The organism is Yoonia sp. KMU-150 (assembly GCF_056858355.1).
This window is the reverse complement of sequence record NZ_JBXEQF010000001.1, coordinates 1,416,001-1,440,036: the sequence shown is the minus strand read 5'-3', so window position 1 is coordinate 1,440,036 and position 24,036 is coordinate 1,416,001. Positions and strand designations below refer to the sequence as shown.

Below are 24,036 nucleotides of genomic sequence, written 5' to 3'. Positions count from 1 at the left end.
AAAGCAACGCTGGCATGATCCGGGCCGCCCACATAATATGCCGCGAGCCGACTCGCCCATCTGCCGGGCGCATGCCACGAGGATCAAGCCGCTGCCCGCGCCCCTGCCACTCGACAACCTCGACGATCTCGTCGCCTGTCCGCAGTGCGACACGCTTTATGCTGCGCAAAAGCTGCCGGAAAACGCGCGCGCGCATTGCAAACGCTGCGGTATCGTACTGGCGACGGAACGGCCCCGGGCGCTGGCGCAGGTGCTCAGCCTTGCGATCACCGCGTTCGTGCTGATGCTGGCCGCGATCAGCTTTCCGTTTCTCGACCTGTCCGCCGCCGGGCGCGGCAACTCCACATCCGTACTCAGCGCGATCATGGCCTTTTCCGACACGCTCGCCCTGCCGCTGGCGATGGCCGTCGCGGGCTTCATCATCATCATTCCGATGACACGCCTGATGGCGATCATCTATGCCATCGGCCCGCTGGTGCGCGACGCGCCACCCCGCCCCGGCGCGCATGCCGCATTCCGGCTGGCCGAACAGCTGCGCCCCTGGTCCATGGCCGAAATCTTCATCGTCGGGGTGTCCGTAGCCCTCGTCAAAGTCGCGGGCCTTGCCACCATCACCTTCGGCCCCGCCTTCTGGGCCTTCGCGATGCTGGTCATCATCACGGTCTTTCAGGACCAACTCATCTGCAGGTATTCGATTTGGGAAATGCTGGACAAACGCCGGAGGGCCTGATCACGGCCCGCGAGGCGGGTCTGGTGGCCTGTCAGGGCTGCGGTCAGGTGCATCACCGCGAGGATACCCGCTGCAAACGCTGCGGCGGGCGGCTGGTCAGCCGTGCGCCCGACAGCAACCAGAAAGTCTGGGCCTATCTGTTCGCCGGTATCGTCACCTTCATCCCCGCCAACGTCTATCCGATGCTCAAGACCAATACGCTGGTCGAACATTCGGAAAGCACGATCATCGGCGGCGTCGTCGACCTGATGCACTATGGTTCCTACGGGATCGCCGCCATCGTGTTCATCGCGTCGATCCTGATCCCGGTGGGCAAATTCATAGCCATCGCCTATCTGGCGATTTCGGTGCAGCGCAAATCGCTGCTGAACATGCACCAGCGACATCATCTTTATGAAGCGGTGGAATTCATCGGCCGCTGGTCGATGATCGACGTGTTCGTCGTCGCCATTCTTTCGGCACTGGTCCAGCTGGATACGGTCGCCAGCATCAACCCCGGCATCGCCGCCGTCAGCTTTGCGCTGTCGGTGGTGTTCACCATGTTGTCGGCCCAAAGTTTTGACGCGCGTCTGATATGGGACGCCGATAGGAAATCGACATGACCGATAGCGAAAACACAGAAGGCGCAGGCGTCGCCACCCCCGACGTGCGGCAGGTCCGTGCGCCGCTCTGGCGGCGGTTGTCGCTGGTGTGGCTGGTGCCGCTGCTGGCGCTGGCGGTCTCGCTCGGCGTGGCCTACCAGAACTATCTGGACCGCGGCACGCTCATCTCGATCGCCTTCGAGAACGCCAGCGGCATTTCGTCGGAAACCAAGATCAAGTTTCGCGATGTCAACGTGGGCGAGGTCGAGAAGGTCGAATTTTCCGAAGGTCTGGACTACATCATCGTCTATGCCCGGATCGAAAAGGACATCGCACCATACCTCGATCAGGACGCACAGTTCTGGGTCGTGCGCCCCGATGTGTCGGTGCGCGGGATCACCGGGCTCGATACCGTCCTGAGCGGCGTCTATATCGAGGGCAACTGGAACACCGAACCTGATCTGGCGCAGATCGAATTCACCGGATTGGAAGAACCGCCCCTGACCCGCGCCAGCCAGCGCGGCACGCAGGTGGTGTTGACCGCAGGCGACGGGGCCGGGCTCGCGCAAGGCGCGCCGATCCTGCACAAGGGCATTCAGGTCGGCTACCTCGAAGCGCCGCAACTGGCCCCCAACGGCACCGAAGTACGCGCCACGGCCTTTATCGAAGCCCCATATGATCGCCGCATCACCAGCGCAACACGGTTCTGGGACACCTCCGGCTTTTCGGTGTCCGTGGGCGCGGCCGGTCTGGCGCTCGACGTCAGTTCCATCGCGTCGCTGATCGAGGGCGGTATCGCCTTCGACACCTTCGCCTCTGGCGGTCAGGTCATCCGCGACGGCCAGAACTATGTCATTTTCGACAACGAGGAAGCGGCGCGCGAAAGCCTGTTCGTCGACCCAGACCGCGAAACCCTTGATGTCGCGGTGTATTTCGACGAGGCGGTCAGCGGTCTGACCACCGGTGCGGAGGTCCGCTATCGTGGTCTGCGTGTCGGTCAGGTCTCCGGCCTCAACGCCGTCGTCGTCACCGGCGAGAACGGCCGCGAGGTGCAGTTGCGCGCCAGTCTGGCGATCGAGCCGAACAGGCTCGGCATCGGCGGCGATGCCACGCCCGAGGATGCGCTCGACCTGCTCGACGATTTTGTGGCGCAGGGTCTGCGTGCCCGGCTGGTGTCAAGCGGCCTGCTGTCGCAAAGCCTGACCGTGCAGCTGATCCGTGTGGCCGACGCGCCGGAAGCCCGGATCACCCGCCCCGAGGGCGATCTGCCGACACTGCCGACGACGGAGTCCGAAATATCCGATGCCGCCGCCACCGCCGAAGGGCTGCTGCAGCGCGTCAACGATCTGCCTGTCGAAGAACTGATGAACGGCGCCATCGACCTGATGGAAAGCATCGAGGTGATCGCCACAAGCGAGGCGCTGCAAACCGCGCCGGATGAACTGGCCGGGATCCTGCGCGAGGTGCGTGGGCTGATCGCTTCGGACGCCATTCAGGCGGTGCCGGAGGACATGCGCGCGATCCTGACGCAGCTTGACGACGCCATCGCCAATTTCAACGCCATCGCCACCCGCGCGACCGAGGCCGATCTTGTCGGCGGGCTCAGCACTGCCATCGCCACGGCCAATACCGCTGTCGGCAATATCGACGCGGCCACCAGTAACCTGCCCGCGATCATGGCGCAGGTCGAGGCGCTGACGGTCAAGGCCAACGGGCTGGAGATCGAGGAACTGCTGACAGAGGTCAACGACCTGCTGTCCAGCGTCGACGACCTTGTCGGCAGCGACGCGCTGCAGGCCGCCCCGGGTGAACTGCTGGGCATCATGGAGGACGTGCGCGCGCTGATCGCGAGTGACGAAATCCAGGGCGTTCCGGGCGACGTGCAGGGCATTCTGGCAGAGCTTGACGCGGCCATCGCCAACGTCAACGCGATCACCGCAGAGGCCGCAGAGGCCGATCTGGTGGCGCAGCTGACCGCGGCGCTGGACAGCGCGGGCACTGCCATCGGCAATATCGACGACGCTACCGGCAACCTGCCCGCGATCATGGCGCAGGTCGAGGCGCTGGCGACCAAGGCCAACGCGCTGGAGATCGAATCGCTTCTGGATCAGACAGAGACCCTGCTGGGCAGCATCGACGATCTCGTCGCCGCCGAGCAGACCACCGCCATCCCCGCCAACGTCAACCTGGCGCTGTCAGAGGTCCGCGGCCTGCTCACGGATATACGCAACGGCGGCGCGCTCGACAACCTGAACACCGCGCTGGCATCGGCGAGCGATGCGGCGGGCAGCATCGACCGTGCGGTCGCCGACCTGCCCGCCCTGTCGCAGCAGGCCACGGCACTTCTGGCCGATGTCGATGCCGCACTCGAAAACCTGCCCGCCATCACCCGCCAGATCGAGGCGCTGACGGTGAAGGCCAACGGCATCGAGGTCGAGGCGCTGATCGCGCAGACGACCGAAACGCTCGACGCGATCGAGGCGCTGGTGGCCGATACCGACGCCGCCGAACTGCCCGCCTCTCTGGCCGCCACGCTGGACGAGATGCAGCTGGTGCTCAACGAGGTCCGCGAGGGCGGCGCGCTGGCCAACGTGAACGCGGCGCTGAACTCCGCCAATCAGGCGGCGCGCGCCATCGAACAGGCCGCGGCGTCGTTGCCGGCGCTGACCCAGCGGGCCAACGCGCTGGCGCTGCAGACCGGTGCGGTACTTGAAAACTTCGGTGAACGCGGCCGCTTCAACGCCGAAACACTCGCCACCCTGCGCGATATCCAGGCGGCCGCCGATGCGGTGTCGTCACTGGCCCGCGCGATCCAACGCAATCCCAATTCACTTCTGACAGGGCGCTGAACCATGCTGAACAAATCCTTGACCGCCGTGGCCCTGGTGCTGCTGACCGCCTGCTCCGGCCCGACCGTTCGGCAGGATATCCCGCCGCTTGCGTCCGACCTGCAGCTGCGCGCGCTTGTCGGCAGCGCCATGATCCGCACCGTGTCGCTGCCCTCCTACGCGGCCTCCGACGAGTTCTCGGTCGAAACCGCCGAGGGGCTGATCACCTCCGACAGCGCGATCCTCTGGGCCGACGAGCCGGAGCGTGCCGTCACGCTGGCTGTCACGCGCCATCTCAACCAGATCCTCAACGCCACCGTGGGACCTGATCCGTGGCCGTTTGCGGGCCTGCCCGATGTGTCCGTCGATGTGCGGGTCGAGGAAATGCTGGCGGGTGCCGACGGCCTGTTCCGGCTGCGCGGGCAGTTCTTCGTCGGCGGCGACGGAATCGACTTTCCCAACCGTGCGCGCAGCGTCGACATCACCCGCCCGATCGTCGGAGAGGGCACATCGGCAATCGCGCTGGCGCAATCCGCGGCCCTGCTGGAACTCTCCGAACAGATCGCCCGATCCATCGCGCGCTAGGGTCACGCGACCGTTCTATGTATGAGGAAACGCCCCGCCCCGTGCGGGGCTTTTTCATAGGCCGTGAGATGATGAACCCGCTCGGGGCCAGGTTGCCGCTGGCGCTTCATATTTGGGGGGACCAAGTGGTGCGGTCGGGGGGACTCGAACCCCCACTCCGGTTAAAGAACAGCGACCTCAACGCTGCGCGTCTACCAATTCCGCCACGACCGCACAGTCAGGGCTTGCTGCGGCGTCTCTACCCAATGGTCCGCACCTGCGCAAGAGGCCAAAACCACCCCTCATGCGGCCAATGCGGCGACAGCACGCCTTTGCCGCACGATCCGCCAGATCAGCAACGCCGCACCTGCCGCCATCACCACATAGCCCAGAATACTGTCGCCGCCGAAAAGCGTGCGATGGATGATGCGACCCGGCAGGAAATTCACCAGCCCCGCCACCAGCAGACCGTTCCAGTAAAGCCCGTGCAATTCCGCCCGATGCGCCGCGATATTGCGGCCGATGGCGTGGCGCAGCCCGTGATAGAGCGACCAATAGGTCAGCAGTGCGAACCCGTGGATCGGGCTGAACGGCCCGATGACCGGAAACGACGAGATGAACCATGACGACGTCGCCAGCACCAGCATCGCCACGATCCAGATATAGCCGACGGTCTTGTGCAGCCTGTCGCGCCGCCGCCGGTAGATCGCGACAGGACCAAGAGCGAGGCCGAAGAGCGCCGCGACGATGTGGATCTGGATGGCGATGTCCGCGTTCAGGATCGGGTCGAATGTCATTGCTGTCTCCCATTGCTTGAGGCCGGGGTGGCTCTTGGCTTATGGATGCGGGGCTGGCCCGCTTTGGCCAAGGCCACATACGCGAAATCAGGGGGATAGCCCGTGAACGACAGCCCGCCGCAACTGGCGCTGCGCGAAATGCGACGGCACTTCGCCAATCCGGCGACCCTTGTGGTGCTGGCGGGAATCGGCACCGTGCTGGCCATCGCCGCCCCTTTCGACACCGACGAAGCGCTGCGCTTCATCCCGCGGCTGGCCTATTGGATCGTCATCACCGCCCTGACCTATGCCGCCGGTTTCCTGATGTCGGAACTGACGGATCACGCCCTGCGCCACCGCACCCCCCTTCTGCGCACCTGCGCCAAGGCGCTGGCGACCGGCGTGGCCGTGGTCGCTGTGGTACTGCTGACCAACTTTGCGCTCTTCGGCTTTTTTCCCGGCGGCGCGGATGCGCTGATCGTGGCCGCCACGATCTTTGCCATTTCCACGATCATCACGCTGGTGCTCGAAGTGCTGAGTCAAACGCGGCGCGCGGATGCGTCGGACGTGCCGCCGCCGATCCTCGACCGGCTGCCGCTGGACAAGCGCGGTGCGCTCGTCTCGCTCACGGTCGAAGATCACTATGTCCATATCCGCACGATCAAGGGCACCGAGATGGTCTTGTTGCGGCTGGCCGATGCCATACGCGAGGTGGGCGCAACCCCCGGTCTGCAAACCCATCGGTCGCATTGGGTGGCACTGGATCAGATCACCGCGGCGCGACGCGAGGGTGACCGCGCGATCCTGTCCATGGCCCACGGGCCTGACATTCCCGTCAGCCGCGCCAATGTGCCCGCGATCAAAGCGGCAGGCCTGCTGCCGTGAGTGTGGAATGGCGCGTGACCTCTGGACTGACCGACTACGCCGATGCGCTCATGCAGATGGAGGCGCGCGCCGACGCCATCGCCGCTGGTGACGCACGGGAAATGGTTTGGCTGCTGGAACATCCGCCGCTCTATACCGCAGGCACCTCAGCCAGGCCCGCCGACCTGACCGACCCCGACCGCTTCCCGGTCTATGAGGCGCGGCGCGGCGGGCAATACACCTACCACGGGCCGGGGCAACGCGTGGTCTACGTCATGCTGAATGTCGGCAAGCGCGGGCGCGACGTGCGGCAATTCGTGGTGCAACTGGAAAACTGGGTGACCGCCACGCTCGTCGCCTTCAACGTCGACGGGGCGATCCGCGCGGGTCGCGTCGGTGTCTGGGTCCCCCGCCCCGACAAGCCGCTCATGCCCGATGGATCGGTGGCCGAGGACAAGATCGCCGCCATCGGCATCCGCCTGCGCAAATGGGTGTCGTTTCACGGGCTGTCGATCAACGTAGAGCCGGACCTGTCGCACTTCGACGGGATCGTGCCCTGCGGGATCGCCGACCATGGTGTCACGTCGCTGGTCGATCTGGGATTGCCGGTCACGATGGACGATCTGGATGTGGCGCTGCGGGCGACGTTCGGGGATGTGTTTTCAACCTAAGGCGTGAAGCGCCTTCCCGGGGGAAGTCAGGCGCTGCCCGGCGGATCGGTCTCGGAGGTATTCGATCAAAATTCAGGTAAGCATTTTTGACATATCCACCGGTGCACGGGCTGTGTACGGCCGGTGCACCCGTTGTGCATTGGCATTTTGACTGTGGAAGCGCTGTTAACCCTGTCGCCGCAACAAGGCCCCCAGCCGCCCGATGCCCTCGGCAATCGTCGCCGGATCGGCGCGCGAAAAACTCAGTCGGATGCTGTTGCGCCCCGACCCGTCGGCAAAGAATGCATGCCCCGGCACAAAGGCCACACGCTCGCTTTCCAGCGACCGCGCCAGCAGGTCGGCACCGTCCATCTGCTTGGGCAGCGTCAGCCAGACGAACATGCCGCCCTCGGGGCGCGTCCACTCCACGCCCGCGGGCATTTCACGCGCCAGCGCCGCCAGCATGGCGTCGCGGCGGGTACGATAAACCCCTTTGATCTTGGCCACTTGGGCAGCGAACCCGTCGCGCACGATCTTCTCCACCGCAATCTGGTTCAGCGACGGCGTGTGCAGGTCGGACGCCTGTTTCAGCAGCACCAGTTGCGCGATCACCGGTCTTGCGGCGACGACGTAGCCCACCCGCAGCCCGGGAGCGAGGGTCTTGGAAAAGCTGCCGCAATAGATCGTGCGGCAGGCGTCGATATCGCCTTTCCGCTCCATTTCCAGCGCCAGGATCGGCGGCACCGAATCGCCGTCGAACCGCAGTGCCTGATAGGCCGCATCCTCGATCACCGCGATGTCCATGTCCTCGGCGAGCGCCAGTATACGCTGCCGTGCCGTCCGGCTCAGAGTCTCTCCGGTCGGGTTCGCGAAATCGACCGACGCATAGGCCGCCTTGACCTTTCCACCTGCGTTATCAGCGGCTTGGGCATAGTCGGCTGCGGTCCGGTTTCCGAACGGGACAAGTTTGTCGTAGGCTGGCTCGTAGGCGTTGAAGGCCCCCAGCGCGCCGAGATACGTGGGCCAGCCCAGCAGCATCGTGTCCCCCGGCGACAGCAGCAGCTTGCCCAGATAATCCAGCGCCTGCTGGGAGCCTGAGGTGATCAGCACGTTGTCCGCATGGCAGGGCACGCCAAGCCCGGCCATGTGATCGGCAAGCCAGTTGCGTAACAGCAGGTACCCCTCGCTGACCGAATATTGCAGTGCCGCATCGCTTTGACCGGTCGCGAAAATATCGGAGAACGCCGCCTGAAACGCCTCTTTCGGGAACAGGTCCGGGTCGGGGATTCCGCCGGCGAAAGAGATGATGTCGGGCTGATCCAGTAGTTTGAGCAATTCGCGGATCTCGGACGCTTTCATCCGGCTGTTGCGTGTCGCAAAGACCTGTTGCCAGTCCATCCCGGCCCTCCCCTGATCGGCTTGCCGACAGCTTTGACCGGTTCGGATTTTAAGTCAACCATTATGACCTATGTCGATGCGGACAATATTTCGCACGGTCAATCGCCCCGGCCCGCCTGCGCCAATATAGCCCACCTTTGCGGCCCCTTCCTTTGTTGCGCGTCGCCCGACAACCCACTAGAACCGTTACAAACACCGCCCGCAGTGCGACTCGCGCGGGGTGACAGGCATTCAGAATGAGGGAGAGCCACATGGCAGACGCCGCCATCCACGGCCAAGACCATCACGACGAGCGGGGCTTTTTTACCCGCTGGTTCATGTCCACCAACCACAAGGATATCGGCATCCTCTACCTGTTTGTCGCCGGTGTGCTGGGCTTTATCTCGGTCGCGTTCACCGTTTACATGCGGATGGAGCTGATGCACCCCGGGGTGCAGTATATGTGCGCGGAAGGCTGGAAATTCTTCTCCGGCATGGGCGCTGAAAACTGCTCTCCCAACGGACATCTGTGGAACGTCATGATCACCTATCACGGTGTGCTGATGATGTTCTTCGTGGTGATCCCCGCGCTGTTCGGCGGTTTCGGCAACTATTTCATGCCCTTGCAGATCGGTGCGCCGGATATGGCGTTCCCGCGGATGAACAACCTGTCGTTCTGGATGTTCGTGGCCGGCGCGTCGCTTGGCGTGGCCTCGATGCTGGCCCCCGGCGGCAACGGCCAGCTCGGCTCTGGTGTGGGCTGGGTGCTCTATCCGCCGCTGTCGACGTCCGAGGGCGGCATGTCGATGGACCTCGCGATCTTTGCGGTGCACCTGTCGGGCGCGTCCTCGATCCTGGGTGCGATCAACATGATCACCACCTTCCTGAACATGCGCGCACCGGGCATGACGTTGCACAAGGTGCCGCTCTTTGCCTGGTCGATCTTCGTGACCGCCTGGCTGATCCTGCTGGCCCTGCCCGTTCTGGCCGGCGCCATCACGATGTTGCTCACCGACCGGAACTTCGACACGACGTTCTTCCAGCCCGAAGGCGGCGGCGACCCGATCCTCTATCAGCACATCCTGTGGTTCTTTGGCCACCCGGAGGTGTATATCATCATCGTGCCGGGCTTCGGCATCGTGTCCCACGTGATCGCGACCTTCTCCAAGAAGCCGATCTTCGGCTATCTGCCGATGGTCTATGCGATGGTCGCCATCGGCGCGCTGGGCTTCGTCGTCTGGGCGCACCATATGTACACGGTGGGCATGTCGCTGACGCAGCAGTCCTATTTCATGCTGGCCACCATGGTGATCGCCGTGCCGACCGGCGTGAAGATCTTCAGCTGGATCGCCACGATGTGGGGCGGCTCGGTCGAGTTCAAGACACCGATGCTCTGGGCGATGGGCTTCCTGTTCCTGTTCACCGTGGGCGGCGTGACCGGCATCGTGCTGAGCCAGGCCGGCGTGGACCGCGCCTACCACGACACATACTACGTTGTGGCGCACTTCCACTATGTGATGAGCCTGGGTGCCGTGTTCTGCATCTTTGCGGGTATCTATTTCTACCTGCCCAAGATGTCGGGCAAGATGTATCCCGAATGGGCCGGCAAGCTGCACTTCTGGACGATGTTCATCGGGGCCAACGTGACGTTCTTCCCGCAGCACTTCCTGGGTCGTCAGGGTATGCCGCGCCGTTACATCGACTACCCCGAGGCCTTCGCCTACTGGAACTACATTTCCAGCCTCGGTGCGTTCCTGTCGTTCGCGTCCTTCGTGTTCTTCATTGGCGTGTTGTTCTACACCCTGTTCGCCGGTCGTCGCGTGACCGAGGCGAACCCCTGGAACGAATATGCCGACACGCTGGAGTGGACCCTGCCGTCGCCGCCGCCTGAACACACGTTCGAGCAGCTGCCGAAGCAGTCCGACTGGGACAAGAGCCCGGCGCACTGATCGCGGCACATGAAACATCCGAAGGCCCCGCCGATCCGGCGGGGCCTTTTTCGTTTCGCCCCCCTGCCCCTTGTATGCTTGCATCGCACGGACATTCCCTGCACCCTGCCCACCTGTAAGAGGTCGGCGATGTCAGACGTACAGTCCCAATACGAAACCTTCCCCTACCCGGCGCGCGACCCGCGTGACGAGACCAGCCGCCTGATCACCGGCTCACCCTCTTTCCCGACGGAAATGGACCATCACCTCTGGGCCGGTCAGCGCGACTGGTCGGTTCCGCTCCGGGCGCTATTCGCAGGTGGCGGCACCGGCGATGGCATGATCCAGCTGGCCCAACGCCTGACCGACAGCGGCCGACCCTACGCGATCACCTATCTCGACCTGTCCGCGGCGTCGCGCCGGATCGCACAGGAGCGCGCCGCCCAGCGGGGCCTGAACGGCATCGCTTTCCACACCGGCTCGCTGCTGGATGCGGCGGACTACGGCGTATTCGACTACGTTGATTGTTGTGGTGTGCTGCACCATCTGCCCGACCCCGAAACGGGGCTGTGCGCCCTGCGGGCGGCGCTGGCCCCCGGCGGCGGGTTGGGGTTCATGGTTTACGCGCCCTACGGGCGGTCCGGCGTCTATCCGTTGCAGGCCGCCTTCAACCGGGTGTTCGGTCATCTTCCGCCGAAAGGGCGGTTGAAGCACGCGAAAGCAGCGCTTGCACAGGTTCCGGCCAGCCATCCGATGCGCTGCAATCCGCATCTTGTGGATCACAGGCAATCCGATGCGGGGTTCTTCGATCTGCTCCTGCACAGTCAGGACCGCCCCTACCGGATCGATCAGTGGCACGATGCGCTGACCCACACCGGCTGGGCGCTGGCAGGCATGGCGATGCCGGGACTCTATGATCCGGCCCCATTCGTACAGATCCCGACCGAGATGAGCCTGATCGACCGGATGCGCACGGCAGAGGAGTTACGCGGCACGATCAAGACCCATGTCGGCTATGCCCGCGCGATCGACGATCCGGCGCCGCCGGTCCCGCCACTGGCGGAACAGGTGCCGCATCTGATCAATGCCGATCGCGGTCAGATTGCCGCTGCCGTCCGCGCCCAATCGCTGCCGCCGCTGCGGATCGGCAATGAGACGGTCCATCTGCAACTGCCGGTGGCATGCGGTGACATGATCGCCGCGATCGACAACCGCCGCACGGTCTCCGAAATCACGGTGCGGGCGGGAATGTCACCGGACAAGGCGCAGCGGCTCTGGAAAAAGATCGCCGATACGCTGACGCCCTGGGGCATGCTGCACTACTCCCGCCTGCTGTGCGGATGATCGGAGGCCCTGATGATATCTGATAAGCCAAATCGCCAGTCCCTGCCGGGACAACCCGCCGCCCATGCGCCTTTGCTTGCCGTTCTCGCCGCGGTCCTGTTGTCGGGCTGTGACAACGTCGCGGGTTTCTCTGTCTCAGAGGTGCGCGCCGCGCGCGCGGCCAATGCCGCCCGCGACGATGCCGTCTGGGCCACGCGGCAAACCGTCACCGTCGGGGAAAAGGTCTTTGCGGTGGCCATGTTCCCGGACCGGCGCCATGCATTCGCCGCACCGGTCGCGCAGGGCGATTTCACCTATGCCGAACTGATCGACGTGACTCGCGCCGCAACCGGCTGTGCCGTACCGTTCGATCCCCGCATCTTTCTGCGGGGGAACACGGTCGATACGGTGCTGCCAATTTCCTATCTGCAAAACGTCTCGGGTCGGTTGAAACTGCCGCTGTCCTGCTAGGCAGCGACACCGCGGCGCATTGGCCCCCCGCCGCCGCAGTGCTATTGCCCGACCATGCCCTATGAATGGTCACCCGCCCCGCCCCATGACGGCTCCGACTGGACGCTGAGCCTCTGGCCCTACCGGTCGCTACTGCGCCGCGATTTCGTGATCTTCATCGGGGCCACGATCGCGTTGATCGCGCTGCCGTTGCTGGCGGTGATCGGATCGCCGGTGCTCTGGGGGCTGTTGCCGTTCTTCGCGCTGGCGCTGTGGGGGATCTGGTTTGCGCTGAACGTCAGCTACAGACGCGGCGAGGTGCTGGAGGAACTGGACGTCACAGCCGAGACCGCCTCACTCACCCGTCACAATCCCAAGGGCGACACTCAGACTTGGGAGGCGAACCGCTACTGGGTCACCGTGCACCTGCATCCCAAGGGCGGGCCGGTGGAAAACTACATCACCCTGCGCGGCGGTGACCGCGAGGTCGAGATCGGGCGCTTTCTGGATGCGACAGAGCGGCTGGCGCTTTACGACGAATTGAAACGCGCGTTCAGAACCTAGTCGTCGTCGACAGTTTCTGGCAGCCCGTCGTGCGAGGTGCCGGCGTAATCCTCAAGCTCCGCCTCGGTCATGCTGTCGTACATTTCCTTCGACGCGCCCTGCAGGTCGCTCACCTTGGTGTCGCCGCGCTTTGCGGACAGGGCAGCGCCTGCGGCTTTTTGCTGGGCCTTGGATTGTGCGGGCATGGGAAACCTCCGTCGTTGATCGTCGCCCAGCCAACGCAGCGGAATGACCACCGGTTCCCGGCAGCGCCGCACGCCGCGCATTGCCTTGCCAAAAAATACGCCCGCGCGGCGCGGCGCGGGACGGAGGGCGGGGCGTCGGCGCAGCCGCGCGTCGTACGGCCGTCTCTACCCCAGCCGGTCCTTGACCATGGGGCCGACCTTGCCGAAGTCCATCTGGCCGGTGTATTGCGCCTTGAGCGCGCCCATCACCTTGCCCATATCCCGGATACTCGTCGCGCCGACGTTGCTGATGGCCGTGTCCACGGCCTTGCCAGCCTCATCCTCGGTCAGCTGCTTGGGCAGGAATTCCTCGATGATCTTGATCTCGGCGCGTTCCTTTTCGGCCAGTTCCAGCCGTCCGCCCTCTTCATAGGCGCGCGCGCTTTCCTGCCGCTGCTTGACCATCCGTCCCAGGATCGCCAGCACGTCGTCATTGCCGCAGCCCACGGACTCGTCTTCCGTGCCGCGCAGCGCGATGTCGCGGTCCTTGATGGCGGCGTTGATCAGGCGCAGCGTCGACAGACGCTCTGCATCCTTGGCTTTCATCGCTTGCTTGAGGGCCGTGTTGACCCGTTCTCGCATGTCCATGATTTTCCCGTTCATGACCTCTCGACAGAGCGGCACCTTACTGCGGCCCCCGATGACTGACAACAGGCCATGACCCAACGTGACACGCCTTGTTTGCAAGGGGTGCGACGGCAGCGGTTCCGGTCTTGACCCGCCACCACAGCCCCCCTAAGAACGGCGCAATTTGCCGCCATACCGCAATCTGCCCCGGGGGACACGCACCATGTCGAACAGCGTCACACCAACCGCCTGCCTAGCCCTTGCGGATGGCACCGTCTTTTACGGGCGCGGTTTCGGCGCGACGGGGCGCACCACGGCAGAGCTGTGTTTCAACACCGCCATGACCGGCTATCAGGAAATCATGACCGATCCATCCTATGCGGGACAGGTCGTGACCTTCACCTTCCCCCATATCGGCAACACCGGCGTCACACCCGAGGATGACGAGACAACCGATCCCGTCGCCGCCGGTATGGTCGTGAAATGGGACCCGACCGCGCCGTCGAACTGGCGCGCCACAGAGGACCTCGACACCTGGCTGAAACGTCGGGGCCGGATCGGCATGGGCGGTGTCGACACCCGCCGCCTGACCCGGGCGATCCGCCAGCAGGGCGCGCCGCATGTGGCGCTCGCCCATGATCCCAACGGCAATTTCGACATCGCCGATCTTGTGGCACAGGCCCGTGCCTTTGCCGGGCTGGAAGGCTGCGATCTGGCGAAAGACGTGACCTGCGCGCAATCCTATCACTGGAACGAAATGCGCTGGGCCTGGCCCGAAGGCTACAAGCCGCAGACCGAAGCCCGCCACAAGGTCGTGGCCATCGACTATGGCGCGAAGCGTAACATCCTGCGGTGTCTGGCCTCTGCCGGTTGCGACGTCACGGTCCTGCCCGCCACGGCAACGGCAGAGGACGTGCTGTCGCTGAACCCCGACGGCGTGTTCCTGTCCAACGGCCCCGGCGATCCGGCGGCGACGGGTGCCTATGCCGTGCCCACGATCAAGGGCGTGCTCGATACCGGTCTGCCGGTCTTCGGGATCTGCCTGGGGCACCAGATGCTGGCGCTGGCGTTGGGGGCCAAGACGATCAAGATGAACCACGGCCACCACGGTGCGAACCACCCGGTCAAGGACCGCGAGACCGGGCGGGTCGAGATCACGTCGATGAACCACGGCTTTACCGTCGACGCGCAATCGCTGCCGGATCACGTCGCGGAAACCCATGTGTCGCTGTTTGACGGATCGAACTGCGGTATCCGCGTGAAAGACCGCCCGGTCTTTTCCGTGCAATACCACCCCGAGGCATCCCCCGGCCCGCAGGACAGCTATTACCTGTTCGAACGCTTCGCCGCGGCGATGGACGCGCGCGCGGGTTAAGACTTTCTTTACCGACGGCGCGCAGTGTGTTCCTGGTTAACAGGAGCCGAAGATGCCGCCACCGCCGCCGACCGCCATCGCCGCCGCACCTGCGGCCTGGGCGGCGTCACTCGTGCAGACCCGAACGCTGGCGCCGGCCGCCCTGCATCAGGCACAACAGGCGTCCGACACGGCAGGCGACGATCTGGCGGATGCGCTGACCGTCTATTGCGGGGTCTCGCGCTACAGCGTGACGCAGGCCATGGCGGCGCATGAACAGGCGCAGGTCGTCGACCCCCGCCGTCATCACCCGGACCCGGTACTCGTCACCCAATGGGGCGCTGCAGCCTGCCTGCGTGACGGGGTTCTGCCATGGCAGCGCACCGGGCCATGTACCGTGATCCTCGCGACCCGCCCGGAACGGTTTTTCCGGTGCCGGGACGCGCTGGAGGTCCGTTTCGGCCGGGTCCGCATGGCCATCACGACAGAGGACGCGCTGGCCGCTGCCATCGCGGCACAGCACGCCGGCGCGTTGACGGCGCAAGCGGAAACCCGTGTCCCCGCCGATCAAAGCTGCCGTGATCTGTGTACCCGTCGCGTGATGTTCGCCGGAATTCTGCTGCTTGCCGGGCTGGCTGCCGGTCTGATCCTCGCCCCTCGGTCGACGCTGATGGCCCTGACCTGCCTCGCCGTGGGGACGCTGTTCCTGCAAAGCCTGCTGAAAGCGGCGGCGATCGTCGCAACCACACGCCCCGACCCGCCCGATATCAACCCGGCGATACCGGTGCGATACCCGACGATCACCATGCTGGTCCCGCTGTTTCAGGAAAGCCGGATCGCAGGGCACCTGATCCGGCGGCTCGAAAAACTGGACTACCCGCGCGCACAGCTCGACATCTGCCTTGTGCTGGAAGCCGACGATCTGACCACGCGGACCACCATCGCGCATACCCGCCTGCCGCACTGGATCAGGCCCATCGTGGTGCCGCGCGGCACGCTCAAGACGAAACCGCGCGCCATGAACTATGCGCTGGATTTCGCGCGCGGCGATATCATCGGCATCTACGATGCAGAGGACGCGCCCGACCCGCAGCAACTGCGCGACGTGGTGCACCGGTTCGCCAATCGCGGACCCCGGGTCGCCTGCCTGCAGGGCGTTCTCGATTATTACAACCCGGCGGGCAACTGGCTGACCCGCTGTTTCACGCTTGAATATGCAAGCTGGTTTCGCGTCATGCTGCCGGGGATTGCGCGCATGGGGCTGGTCGTGCCGCTGGGCGGCACCACGGTCTTTTTCCGACGCGACGTGCTGGAAAAGCTGGGTGGCTGGGATGCCCACAACGTGACCGAGGACGCCGATCTGGGCGTGCGTCTGGCCCGCGCGGGCTATCATACAGAGCTGATCGCGACCACCACGCGGGAAGAGGCGAACGGCAGGCTCTGGCCCTGGGTGAAACAGCGCAGCCGTTGGATCAAGGGCTACGCCGTCACCTACGGCGTTCACATGCGCAATCCGCGCAGGCTTTGCGCCGATCTGGGGTTAAAACGGTTTGCCGGCTTCCAGTTGCAGTTTCTGGGCACACTGGTCAGCTTCCTGCTGGCGCCGGTCCTGCTGTCGTTCTGGATGGTGCCGCTGGGGCTGCCGCATCCCCTGCGACCGTTGTTGACGAGCCCTGCCGTCTGGACATTGGCGGCGGTCTTTCTTTTGTCCGAAGCGATCAATCTGGCAGCGGCGATACTGGCGGTCCGGCGGGCTGGCAAACCCTGGCTGATCCCATGGGCCCCGACCCTGCACTTCTACTTCCCGCTCGCAGCCCTCGCCGCCTACAAAGGCGTGGTCGAACTCGCGTGGAAGCCGTTCTTCTGGGACAAGACGGCGCATGGCGTGATGATGCCAACCACGACCACCCGGGCCGCTACGCCTGCGCCTCCACCGCCGCCGCATCGAGCTTCAGACGGGTGACATAGGCTTTGGAGATATGGTCACGCAGCGCGGTTTCCGCTGCCGCGCCATCCTGATCGGCAATCGCCTGGACGATCAGCGCGTGTTCGGCCAGCGTATCGGCACTGCGTCCTGCGGCTGCGATTGACGTCGTCGCCATCAGGGCCATCGACCGGTGCACGAGGTCAAGTTGCTGCACCAGAAACCGGTTGTGGCTGGCCAGATGGATCTGCTTGTGAAACCGCTTGTTCGCACGGCTGAGCGCGATCGGATCGCCGATCAGGGCCGTGTCGGCATCGAGCATGTCGCGCAATACGCGCACCTCTTCCGGCGTGGCATGGCGCGCGGCAAGGCGTGCCGCCAGTCCCTCCAGTTCCCCGCGCACCACATAGAGTTCGGCCATCTGCGTATGGTCGAGCGAAGCCACGATCAGGGACCTGCCGTCGCGAGTCAGCAGGCTTTGGGTTTCGAGCCGCTGCAAGGCCTCGCGGATCGGCGTGCGTGAGACGCCGAATCGTTCCGCCAGTTCGGATTCCACCAAACGGCTGCCCGGCGTGTAGATATGGCTGTCGATGGCCTCCAGGATCAGCGCATAGGCATCTTTCTGGGCGGGCTTGGTGTCATACATCACGGCGATCCCCTGTTCCGGCGCGATCCTAGCGCGGGGTGCCGACACAGGCAAACGACGGGCCGCAGTGTCGCAGGCGGGCCGGACACCCTTCCCCATGCCCGCAACCCGGCCTATGTCTGGCGTATGGAGCGTGAAACGACAGATATCCTGATTTCGGGCGGCGGTGTCGCCGGGCTGACGGCGGCGGCGGCCTTCGGCACCGCAGGCTTTGACGTCATGATCGTCGATCCGGCCCCGCCTGTGACCGATGCCGCCGACAGCGGCGCTGACCTGCGCACCACCGCGTTCCTGCAACCGGCCCGCGAATTTCTGGATCGGGCGGGAATCTGGGTGCGGCTGGCCGATACGGCGACGCCATTGCAGGTGATGCGCATCGCCGATGCAAGCGGACCGGACGGCGATATCCGCATCACCGCCGATTTCGACGCCGCCGATATTTCGGACCTGCCGTTCGGCTGGAACCTGCCGAACTGGCTCTTGCGCCGCGAGATGGTGGCGCGGCTGGCCGTGATGCCCAACGTCGACTTCCGCCCCGGGACCGGTTTCGGCAGAATGGTGACCCGCGCGCGCGAGGCACTCGTGACGCTCACGGACGGAACGGCGGTGCGGTGCAAGTTGGTCATCGGGGCGGACGGGCGCGCCTCGCCTGTGCGCGAAGCCGCGGGAATCGGCGTAAAGACGACGCGCTATGGACAGAAGGCGCTTACCTTTGCCGTGACCCACACCGACCCGCACGCCAACGTCTCGACCGAAATTCACCGTGCGGGCGGGCCGTTTACGCTGGTGCCCCTGCCCGACCATGACGGCAAGCCCTGCTCTGCCGTGGTCTGGATGGATCAAGGCACAGAGGTTGTGCGCCAGCACGATCTGCCGGAGGATGCGTTCGCGGCGGCCGCGACAGACCGGTCCGCCGGGCTCTACGGGCCGTTGACGCTTGCCAGCCGCCGCAGTGTCTGGCCGATCATCACGCAGATCGCCGACCGCATCAACGCAGAACGCACCGCGCTGGTGGCGGAGGCGGCGCACGTGTTGCCACCCATCGGCGCACAGGGGTTGAATATGTCGCTCACCGATCTGGATTGCCTGCTGGACCTCGCCACGAAGCATGACCTTGGCAGCACAGATATGCTGGACCGCTACGCCCGCGCGCGGCACATGGACATCAAGCTGCGTGTGGCGGGGATCGACGCACTCAATCGCGCGTCCATCGCCGGACTGCCGCTGATGCAGGACCTGCGCGCCGCCGGGATTCGTCTGATACGCGACGCGACGCCGCTGCGGCGATCCCTGATGCGTATGGGCCTCGGCGCGACCGTCGCCGACTGATCAAAGAACCCGGTCGATCACCGGCAGCAGCCGGTCCAGCGTGCCCTGCACGTCATAGAGCTTGTCCAGCCCGAACAGCCCCAGCCGGAAGGTGCGGAAATCCTCCGGCTCGTCGCATTTCAGTGGCACACCGGCGGCGATCTGCATGCCCTCGGCGGCGAACTTGCTGCCGTTCTGGATCGCGGGATCGTCGGTATAGCTGACGACCACACCCGGCGCGCCGAATCCGTCGGCGGCGACCGATTGCACGCCCGTCCCCGTAAGATGCGCGCGCACGGCATCTCCCAAGGCCCATTGCGCTTCTTTCAGCCGCCCGAACCCATACTCCCGGGTCTCCCGCATCGTGTCGCGGAACATCAGGAGCCCGTCGGTGGGCATGGTGGCATGATAGGCATGGCCGCCGCCTTCGTAGGCTTTCATGATGTCGTGCCATTTCTTCAGGTCGATGGCGAAGCTGTCGGATGTGGTCTCGGCCATGCGCGCCACTGCCGCCTCCGACATCATCACAAGCCCCGCACAGGGCGTCGCCGACCAGCCTTTCTGCGGCGCGGAGATCAACACATCGACACCGGAGGCCGCCATATCGACCCAGACACAGCCCGACGCGATGCAGTCGAGCACCAGCAACGCGCCGACCTCATGCGCCGCATCGGCCATCTGGCGGATATAGTCATCGGGTAAGATGATCCCGGCGGATGTTTCCACATGCGGGGCGAAAACCACATCCGGCCGGGCCTCGCGGATCGCGGCCACAACGTCCTCGATCGGCGCGGGCGCAAAGGGCGCGCGGCTGTCGTTGCCCGCCTGTCGCGCCTTCATCACCGTGGTCTGGGCGGTGAAATCGCCCGCGTCGAAAATCTGGCTCCACCGATAGGAGAACCAGCCGTTGCGCACGATCAGCGCATGGGCATCACGCCCGAACTGCCGCGCGACGGCCTCCATCCCATAGGTACCACCACCGGGCACCAATGCCACATGATCGGCGCAATAGACCTCTTTCAGCATCGCGGAGATATCGGTCATGACGCCCTGAAACGCCTTTGACATATGGTTCAACGACCGGTCGGTGAAGACGACCGAAAATTCCATCAGCCCATCGGGGTCGACTTGCGTATGATCCTTGGCCATCTGCGCCTCCTGCTTATGTGGTTCACGCCGGTTCTACAGGCATTGCGGCGACACGCAAACCGAAGCGGCGCGCTCAATCGTCCTTGAGCGGATCATGCCCCCAGTTCATCAGCGAATAGCGCCAGTCGGAATGTTCCACATCGTCGTCCGGCCCGCCCTGCGACCTGTGGCGCTTGATGTAACCCACGACCGTCGCCATGTGATCCCACTGATCGTCTGTCAGGTCGGCCTTGTCCGTCCGTTTGATCTTGACGATCCGGCGGCCCGACTTGTGGCCCTTGGATTCGCCGTCGCCGCTGTCGGCCCCGACGGATTTGCTTTCCTCGGTGTCCAGCCAATCGTCCAGTTCCTGCGGGGCCATATTGACCAGCTCACGCCATTCGTCCCAGATTTCGTCACGTGATTTCTCGCTCATCGCGGTGCTCCTGTGCTGCTTTGCACGTCAACACATGGGTATGGCGGTGCGTTCCGTCAGATCGGGCCGGGCAGGCGTTCCTCGCTCAGCAGCACGTTCGCCTCGACGTTGCCTGCCCCGGGCAGCGTCATGATCCGGCGGCGCAACACCCGCTCGAAATCTGCAAGATCGCGGGCGACGACGCGCAGGCGGTAGTCATAGAGACCCAGCACATGCTCGACCGATTGCACTTCGGGGATGGCGCCCACCGCACGCTCGAAATCCTCAAGACTGACGCGGCCCTTGGTGGCCAGTTTCACACCCAGAAACACCGTCACGCCAAACCCCAGCTTGGCCGCGTCCAGCACCAGCCGCCGCCCGGCCAGCACGCCGGCATCCTGCAAGCGCCTGATCCGTCGCCAGGTCGCCGGTTGCGACAGGCCGAGTTTCTGCCCCAGCCGTCCGGTCGGCTGCGTGGCGTCCGTCACCAGCAGGCGCAGCAACGCGCGATCCAGATCGTCCAGCGTCATAGCGGCAGCGCCTCGCCCTGCTTGACGGTCGCCACGGTCATCAGCGCCTCGATGTCCGCGAGATGCGGCAGCGTCAGGATACGGTCACGATAGAGCCTCTGGTAATGCGGCAGATCGCGCGCAATCAGCGCCAGCCGCACATCGACCTGGCCCAGAAACGTCTGGATCTCCAGCACCTCCGGTACCTGCCGCGCGGCGGCCAGAAAATCGTCGAAGGCCCGTGCCACCGTCTTGTCCAGCGTGATCCGCAGCGCGACATGCACGGCATAACCGAGTGCGACCCAGTCGATCCGCGCCTGCTGTCCCAATATCACACCATCCGCAACCAGCCGGTCCACACGCCTTGTCACCCGCGCCGTGGTCGTGCCGACGCGCACGGCGAGTTCCGGCATCGTCAATGTCGGTTCCGCCTGCATCTGGCGCAGGATCGCACGGCTTTCGTCATCAAGCATAGAAAAAGCGATATTCCCGGAAATGACGCATAGCAAGCATTACATTGCCAAAAATACTCAGAAATCCAAACTTCCCTTCACCCATAGCGCCCGCTATCCAGCACCCGGAATTCAACAAGGAGTGCGAAAATGCGCGTTTACTATGATCGCGATTGCGATGTGAACCTGATCAAGGACAAGAAGGTCGCCATTCTGGGCTATGGGTCCCAGGGCCACGCCCACGCGCTGAACCTGCGCGACAGTGGTGCGAAGAACCTCGTCGTCGCGCTGCGCGACGGTTCCCCCTCTGCCGCCAAAGCTGAGGGTGAGGGCCTCAAGGTCATGGGCATCGCAGAGGCCGCCGCCTGGTGCGATGTCATCATGTTCACAATGCCCGATGAACTGCAGGCGGAAACCTACAAGAAATATGTGCACGACAACCTCAAGGAAGGGGCCGCCATCGCGTTCGCCCACGGCCTGAACGTACATTTCGGCCTGATCGAGCCGAAAGCCGGTGTCGATGTCATCATGATGGCGCCCAAGGGCCCCGGTCACACCGTGCGCGGTGAATACACCAAAGGCGGCGGCGTGCCATGCCTTGTGGCCGTGCATCAGGATGCCTCCGGCAAGGCGCTGGAAATCGGCCTGTCCTACTGCTCCGCCATCGGCGGCGGACGCTCCGGCATCATCGAAACGAACTTCCGTCAGGAATGCGAAACCGACCTCTTCGGTGAACAGGCCGTGCTCTGCGGTGGCATCGTGGAACTGATCCGCATGGGATTCGAGACGCTGGTCGAGGCGGGTTACGAGCCCGAAATGGCCTATTTCGAGTGTCTGCACGAAACAAAGCTGATCGTCGACCTGATCTATGAAGGCGGTATCGCCAACATGAACTACTCGATCTCGAACACCGCCGAATACGGCGAATACGTCTCCGGTCCGCGCATCCTGCCCTATGACGAGACAAAGAAGCGCATGAAGGATGTGCTGACGGACATTCAGAACGGCAAGTTCGTGCGTGACTTCATGGCAGAGAACGCCGTGGGCCAGCCCTCGTTCAAGGCGACGCGCCGGATCAACGACGAGCACCAGATCGAAAAGGTCGGTGAAAAGCTGCGCGCCATGATGCCGTGGATTTCCGAGGGCAAGATGGTGGACAAGGCCAAGAACTGAGGCACGCCATCGCAAGACTTGGAAGGCGCGCCGCGAACAGGCGCGCCTTTTTCGTTGGGTGGATCGTGTTTTCGCGTTAGCCTGCGTGCAGTCAATCAGGAGGACACGCGATGGAGTTCAAGCGCGAGAAACTCACCGGGCAGCCCTATATCTACGTCGATTGCGCCTGTCCCTACGGCCCCGAAATCGCGGATGCGATGGGCGAAGGGTTCGGCAAGGTCTTCGGGTTTGCGCAGGAGCATGGGATCGAACCGAATTCGATGCCGATCACCGTCTATATGGCGATGGACCCCGACATGCTGCGTTTTCGGGCGGGCACCATGGTATCTTCAGAAGACGCGGCAAAGGTGCAGGGAGAGGTCAAATCCGACACGCTGCCCGACGGCGAGGCGATGAAAGGCACCCACATCGGCCCCTACACTGCGTTGAGCAACGCGCATCAGGCGATGTGGGCGCATATGGAGGAAATCGGTGTCGCGGGTACGATGCCGGTCTGGGAAGTCTATCAGAACGATCCGGGCGAGACGCCGGAAGCGGAGCTGCGCACCGACATCTACCGCACAATCGCCTGAGATGTGACCGGGAACGCCTCGGCAAAGCGTCTTTCACCGACCTCCGTGAACAGAACCGCGCGGCTTGTCGTGTCGCGCCGGACCCAGCGGTCCGCCTCCATCTTTGCGAGCACCGCGCGGCCCAGTGACCCTGCAAGATGCGACCGCCGTTCGGACCAGTCCAGACAGTCACGGCAAAGCGGCGCGCGCGCATTGCGCAACGGGGCCAGTTCGATCCCGAACGCGGCCATGAAGGCGGCACCCCGCGCAGTCAGGCCGATGCCCGCGCTGCCGATGTCGAAAAAATCCCGCGCGATCAGACTGTCGAAAATCTGCACGCCCCGCGCGCCTGCGAGATGGTTGTAGCACACCCGCGCGTGGCGCAGCGCCACATCCTTCGGGCCTGTGCGCACACGGCGCAGCGCCGCGCCACCGGCCAGCCCCATCAATGCCTCCAGCACGCCGGCAACCTCGGGGCCGGCCAGTGTGAAATACTTGTGCCGGCCCTGTTTGCGCGCCGCGACCAACCCGCCATCGGCCAGCTTTGACAGATGGCTGCTGGCGGTCGGCAAGCCGACCCCGGCTTCGGCGGCAAGCTCGCTCCCCGTCAGGGCCTTGCCAGCCATCAGCGCGGTCAGGATATTGGCGCGGGCCGGATCGCCGATCAGCGCGGCGATCCGCGAGATGTCTGGGCCTTCTCTCATACTTCGACGCTAATCGAAGCATCTGCGCCGCGCAAGCTGCTAGGTCTTGGACGACACAGCAAAGGAAATCCCATGCTCACCTGTATCATCCGCTACCACATCGACCCCGTGCAGCACGCAAACTTCGCCACCTACGCGCGCAACTGGGGCGAGGCGATCCCGCGCTGCGGCGCCGACCTTGTCGGATACTACGCCCCGCACGAAGGGTCGGCCACGCTGGCATACGGTATCTACAACATCCCCGACCTCGCATCCTATGCCGCCTACCGCGAAAGGCTCGCCGCCGATCCGCTGGGTCGGGAAAACTATGCCTTTGCCCAGCGCGAACGGTTCATCACGCGCGAGGATCGCACGTTCCTCAAATGTGTCTCGGCTCAATTGCCCGTTGGCTGATACCCCTTTGCGCTTGCCGTTCGGGGTGGCTGCCCCCACAAACGGGCCACGCG

The 24,036-nt window shown here is 64.5% G+C and carries 25 protein-coding genes, 1 tRNA gene and 1 pseudogene; 16 read left to right on the top strand and 11 right to left on the bottom strand.

The window, feature by feature from the left end; genetic code table 11:
- Window positions 1–37 precede the first annotated feature (37 nt).
- The 4 genes from AC04PH_RS07030 to AC04PH_RS07015 are packed head-to-tail and all read left to right on the top strand — an operon-like array spanning window position 38 to window position 4,724.
- On the top strand, window positions 38–730 hold the full coding sequence (locus tag AC04PH_RS07030; protein ID WP_483065029.1) for a paraquat-inducible protein A: 693 nt from the start codon (window positions 38–40) through the stop codon (window positions 728–730).
- Window positions 697–1,332: a paraquat-inducible protein A gene (locus tag AC04PH_RS07025; RefSeq protein WP_483065028.1), complete on the top strand. Its 636-nt coding sequence runs from the start codon at window positions 697–699 to the stop codon at window positions 1,330–1,332. Before AC04PH_RS07030 ends, AC04PH_RS07025 begins: the two co-directional genes overlap by 34 nt.
- Window positions 1,329–4,160: an MlaD family protein gene (locus tag AC04PH_RS07020; protein WP_483065027.1), complete on the top strand. Its 2,832-nt coding sequence runs from the start codon at window positions 1,329–1,331 to the stop codon at window positions 4,158–4,160. Before AC04PH_RS07025 ends, AC04PH_RS07020 begins: the two co-directional genes overlap by 4 nt.
- Window positions 4,161–4,163: 3 nt before the next feature.
- Window positions 4,164–4,724 (top strand): PqiC family protein, encoded by a 561-nt coding sequence (locus tag AC04PH_RS07015; RefSeq protein WP_483065026.1) that lies wholly within the window; start codon window positions 4,164–4,166, stop codon window positions 4,722–4,724.
- A gap of 126 nt (window positions 4,725–4,850) precedes the next feature.
- Here AC04PH_RS07015 and AC04PH_RS07010 read toward each other — a convergent pair.
- Window positions 4,851–4,937 (bottom strand) — tRNA-Leu (locus AC04PH_RS07010).
- A 68-nt stretch (window positions 4,938–5,005) separates the two neighbouring features.
- Window positions 5,006–5,500 (bottom strand): DUF2306 domain-containing protein, encoded by a 495-nt coding sequence (locus tag AC04PH_RS07005; RefSeq protein WP_483065025.1) that lies wholly within the window; start codon window positions 5,498–5,500, stop codon window positions 5,006–5,008.
- 102 nt (window positions 5,501–5,602) lie between these two features.
- Between AC04PH_RS07005 and AC04PH_RS07000 the strand changes: the two genes are divergently transcribed.
- Together AC04PH_RS07000 and lipB are read left to right on the top strand one after the other, a co-directional pair.
- Window positions 5,603–6,364, top strand: a complete 762-nt coding sequence (locus AC04PH_RS07000) for a LytTR family DNA-binding domain-containing protein (RefSeq protein ID WP_483065024.1) — start codon at window positions 5,603–5,605, stop codon at window positions 6,362–6,364.
- A 2-nt stretch (window positions 6,365–6,366) separates the two neighbouring features.
- Window positions 6,367–7,014 carry a lipoyl(octanoyl) transferase LipB gene (gene lipB, locus AC04PH_RS06995; RefSeq protein WP_483066163.1) on the top strand — a complete coding sequence of 216 codons (648 nt, stop codon included), beginning with the start codon at window positions 6,367–6,369 and terminating at the stop codon, window positions 7,012–7,014.
- Between the two features lie 165 nt (window positions 7,015–7,179).
- Here the strand turns inward: lipB and AC04PH_RS06990 are convergent, their stop codons facing one another.
- Entirely contained in the window at window positions 7,180–8,391 is a 1,212-nt protein-coding gene (locus AC04PH_RS06990; RefSeq protein WP_483065023.1) for an aminotransferase-like domain-containing protein, read from the bottom strand.
- Between the two features lie 251 nt (window positions 8,392–8,642).
- Here AC04PH_RS06990 and ctaD point away from each other — a divergent pair, with 251 nt between their 5' ends.
- The 4 genes from ctaD to AC04PH_RS06970 all read left to right on the top strand — a co-directional run bounded on the left by ctaD (window position 8,643) and on the right by AC04PH_RS06970 (window position 12,635).
- On the top strand, window positions 8,643–10,319 hold the full coding sequence (gene ctaD / locus AC04PH_RS06985) for a cytochrome c oxidase subunit I (RefSeq protein WP_483065022.1): 1,677 nt from the start codon (window positions 8,643–8,645) through the stop codon (window positions 10,317–10,319).
- Window positions 10,320–10,448: 129 nt separating this feature from the next.
- A complete protein-coding gene (locus AC04PH_RS06980; RefSeq protein WP_483065021.1) occupies window positions 10,449–11,642 on the top strand; it encodes a class I SAM-dependent methyltransferase in 1,194 nt (397 codons plus the stop codon).
- 12 nt (window positions 11,643–11,654) lie between these two features.
- Window positions 11,655–12,092, top strand: a complete 438-nt coding sequence (locus tag AC04PH_RS06975; protein WP_483065020.1) for a hypothetical protein — start codon at window positions 11,655–11,657, stop codon at window positions 12,090–12,092.
- 54 nt (window positions 12,093–12,146) lie between these two features.
- Entirely contained in the window at window positions 12,147–12,635 is a 489-nt protein-coding gene (locus AC04PH_RS06970; protein ID WP_483065019.1) for a DUF2244 domain-containing protein, read from the top strand.
- On the opposite strand, the gene AC04PH_RS06965 is transcribed toward AC04PH_RS06970, so the two are convergent.
- On the bottom strand, window positions 12,632–12,820 hold the full coding sequence (locus AC04PH_RS06965; RefSeq protein WP_483065018.1) for a DUF3008 family protein: 189 nt from the start codon (window positions 12,818–12,820) through the stop codon (window positions 12,632–12,634). The genes AC04PH_RS06970 and AC04PH_RS06965 overlap by 4 nt on opposite strands.
- A gap of 165 nt (window positions 12,821–12,985) precedes the next feature.
- On the bottom strand, window positions 12,986–13,447 hold the full coding sequence (locus tag AC04PH_RS06960; protein ID WP_483065017.1) for a GatB/YqeY domain-containing protein: 462 nt from the start codon (window positions 13,445–13,447) through the stop codon (window positions 12,986–12,988).
- A gap of 202 nt (window positions 13,448–13,649) precedes the next feature.
- On the opposite strand from AC04PH_RS06960, the gene carA reads away from it, so the two are divergent.
- Entirely contained in the window at window positions 13,650–14,801 is a 1,152-nt protein-coding gene (carA, locus tag AC04PH_RS06955) for a glutamine-hydrolyzing carbamoyl-phosphate synthase small subunit (protein WP_483065016.1), read from the top strand.
- Between the two features lie 52 nt (window positions 14,802–14,853).
- The gene (locus AC04PH_RS06950; protein ID WP_483065015.1) at window positions 14,854–16,743 is read left to right on the top strand and encodes a glycosyltransferase family 2 protein; all 1,890 of its coding nucleotides are present in this window, start codon (window positions 14,854–14,856) and stop codon (window positions 16,741–16,743) included.
- Here AC04PH_RS06950 and AC04PH_RS06945 read toward each other — a convergent pair.
- Window positions 16,697–17,350 (bottom strand): GntR family transcriptional regulator, encoded by a 654-nt coding sequence (locus tag AC04PH_RS06945; RefSeq protein ID WP_483065014.1) that lies wholly within the window; start codon window positions 17,348–17,350, stop codon window positions 16,697–16,699. The two genes, AC04PH_RS06950 and AC04PH_RS06945, sit on opposite strands and share 47 nt — an antisense overlap.
- 126 nt (window positions 17,351–17,476) lie before the next feature.
- Between AC04PH_RS06945 and AC04PH_RS06940 the strand changes: the two genes are divergently transcribed.
- Window positions 17,477–18,679, top strand: coding sequence for a UbiH/UbiF family hydroxylase (locus AC04PH_RS06940; RefSeq protein WP_483065013.1), 1,203 nt, complete (start codon window positions 17,477–17,479; stop codon window positions 18,677–18,679).
- On the opposite strand, the gene AC04PH_RS06935 is transcribed toward AC04PH_RS06940, so the two are convergent.
- The 4 genes from AC04PH_RS06935 to AC04PH_RS06920 all read right to left on the bottom strand — a co-directional run bounded on the left by AC04PH_RS06935 (window position 18,680) and on the right by AC04PH_RS06920 (window position 21,183).
- Entirely contained in the window at window positions 18,680–19,807 is a 1,128-nt protein-coding gene (locus AC04PH_RS06935) for an aminotransferase class V-fold PLP-dependent enzyme (RefSeq protein WP_483065012.1), read from the bottom strand.
- Between the two features lie 73 nt (window positions 19,808–19,880).
- Window positions 19,881–20,222: a DUF3140 domain-containing protein gene (locus AC04PH_RS06930; protein ID WP_483065011.1), complete on the bottom strand. Its 342-nt coding sequence runs from the start codon at window positions 20,220–20,222 to the stop codon at window positions 19,881–19,883.
- A 56-nt stretch (window positions 20,223–20,278) separates the two neighbouring features.
- Window positions 20,279–20,731 carry an Lrp/AsnC family transcriptional regulator gene (locus tag AC04PH_RS06925; protein ID WP_483065010.1) on the bottom strand — a complete coding sequence of 151 codons (453 nt, stop codon included), beginning with the start codon at window positions 20,729–20,731 and terminating at the stop codon, window positions 20,279–20,281.
- Entirely contained in the window at window positions 20,728–21,183 is a 456-nt protein-coding gene (locus tag AC04PH_RS06920) for an Lrp/AsnC family transcriptional regulator (protein ID WP_483065009.1), read from the bottom strand. The genes AC04PH_RS06925 and AC04PH_RS06920 overlap by 4 nt, the downstream gene beginning before the upstream one ends.
- 126 nt (window positions 21,184–21,309) lie before the next feature.
- On the opposite strand from AC04PH_RS06920, the pseudogene ilvC reads away from it, so the two are divergent.
- Together ilvC and AC04PH_RS06910 are read left to right on the top strand one after the other, a co-directional pair.
- Window positions 21,310–22,335, top strand: a pseudogene (gene ilvC, locus AC04PH_RS06915) (ketol-acid reductoisomerase); the annotation flags it as partial.
- A 110-nt stretch (window positions 22,336–22,445) separates the two neighbouring features.
- Window positions 22,446–22,907 carry a GyrI-like domain-containing protein gene (locus tag AC04PH_RS06910; RefSeq protein ID WP_483065008.1) on the top strand — a complete coding sequence of 154 codons (462 nt, stop codon included), beginning with the start codon at window positions 22,446–22,448 and terminating at the stop codon, window positions 22,905–22,907.
- On the opposite strand, the gene AC04PH_RS06905 is transcribed toward AC04PH_RS06910, so the two are convergent.
- Window positions 22,889–23,590, bottom strand: a complete 702-nt coding sequence (locus tag AC04PH_RS06905) for an ArsR/SmtB family transcription factor (protein ID WP_483065007.1) — start codon at window positions 23,588–23,590, stop codon at window positions 22,889–22,891. The two genes, AC04PH_RS06910 and AC04PH_RS06905, sit on opposite strands and share 19 nt — an antisense overlap.
- A gap of 72 nt (window positions 23,591–23,662) precedes the next feature.
- Here AC04PH_RS06905 and AC04PH_RS06900 point away from each other — a divergent pair, with 72 nt between their 5' ends.
- Window positions 23,663–23,983, top strand: coding sequence for an NIPSNAP family protein (locus AC04PH_RS06900; protein WP_483065006.1), 321 nt, complete (start codon window positions 23,663–23,665; stop codon window positions 23,981–23,983).
- Window positions 23,984–24,036 lie beyond the last annotated feature (53 nt).

Bases quoted from the DNA above. Each gene is read 5' to 3' on its own strand.
- AC04PH_RS06900 (WP_483065006.1), top strand. From the start codon at position 23,663: ATGCTCACCTGTATCATCCGCTACCACATCGACCCCGTGCAGCACGCA.
- AC04PH_RS07015 (WP_483065026.1), top strand. From the start codon at position 4,164: ATGCTGAACAAATCCTTGACCGCCGTGGCCCTGGTGCTGCTGACCGCC.
- AC04PH_RS07020 (WP_483065027.1), top strand. From the start codon at position 1,329: ATGACCGATAGCGAAAACACAGAAGGCGCAGGCGTCGCCACCCCCGAC.
- carA (WP_483065016.1), top strand. From the start codon at position 13,650: ATGTCGAACAGCGTCACACCAACCGCCTGCCTAGCCCTTGCGGATGGC.
- AC04PH_RS06910 (WP_483065008.1), top strand. From the start codon at position 22,446: ATGGAGTTCAAGCGCGAGAAACTCACCGGGCAGCCCTATATCTACGTC.
- AC04PH_RS06950 (WP_483065015.1), top strand. From the start codon at position 14,854: ATGCCGCCACCGCCGCCGACCGCCATCGCCGCCGCACCTGCGGCCTGG.
- AC04PH_RS07030 (WP_483065029.1), top strand. From the start codon at position 38: ATGCCGCGAGCCGACTCGCCCATCTGCCGGGCGCATGCCACGAGGATC.
- AC04PH_RS06945 (WP_483065014.1), bottom strand. From the start codon at position 17,350: ATGTATGACACCAAGCCCGCCCAGAAAGATGCCTATGCGCTGATCCTG.
- AC04PH_RS06930 (WP_483065011.1), bottom strand. From the start codon at position 20,222: ATGAGCGAGAAATCACGTGACGAAATCTGGGACGAATGGCGTGAGCTG.
- ctaD (WP_483065022.1), top strand. From the start codon at position 8,643: ATGGCAGACGCCGCCATCCACGGCCAAGACCATCACGACGAGCGGGGC.
- AC04PH_RS06935 (WP_483065012.1), bottom strand. From the start codon at position 19,807: ATGGCCAAGGATCATACGCAAGTCGACCCCGATGGGCTGATGGAATTT.
- AC04PH_RS07005 (WP_483065025.1), bottom strand. From the start codon at position 5,500: ATGACATTCGACCCGATCCTGAACGCGGACATCGCCATCCAGATCCAC.
- AC04PH_RS06970 (WP_483065019.1), top strand. From the start codon at position 12,147: ATGCCCTATGAATGGTCACCCGCCCCGCCCCATGACGGCTCCGACTGG.
- AC04PH_RS06905 (WP_483065007.1), bottom strand. From the start codon at position 23,590: ATGAGAGAAGGCCCAGACATCTCGCGGATCGCCGCGCTGATCGGCGAT.
- AC04PH_RS06990 (WP_483065023.1), bottom strand. From the start codon at position 8,391: ATGGACTGGCAACAGGTCTTTGCGACACGCAACAGCCGGATGAAAGCG.
- AC04PH_RS06925 (WP_483065010.1), bottom strand. From the start codon at position 20,731: ATGACGCTGGACGATCTGGATCGCGCGTTGCTGCGCCTGCTGGTGACG.
- AC04PH_RS06965 (WP_483065018.1), bottom strand. From the start codon at position 12,820: ATGCCCGCACAATCCAAGGCCCAGCAAAAAGCCGCAGGCGCTGCCCTG.
- AC04PH_RS06960 (WP_483065017.1), bottom strand. From the start codon at position 13,447: ATGGACATGCGAGAACGGGTCAACACGGCCCTCAAGCAAGCGATGAAA.
- AC04PH_RS06980 (WP_483065021.1), top strand. From the start codon at position 10,449: ATGTCAGACGTACAGTCCCAATACGAAACCTTCCCCTACCCGGCGCGC.
- AC04PH_RS06975 (WP_483065020.1), top strand. From the start codon at position 11,655: ATGATATCTGATAAGCCAAATCGCCAGTCCCTGCCGGGACAACCCGCC.
- AC04PH_RS06920 (WP_483065009.1), bottom strand. From the start codon at position 21,183: ATGCTTGATGACGAAAGCCGTGCGATCCTGCGCCAGATGCAGGCGGAA.
- AC04PH_RS06940 (WP_483065013.1), top strand. From the start codon at position 17,477: ATGGAGCGTGAAACGACAGATATCCTGATTTCGGGCGGCGGTGTCGCC.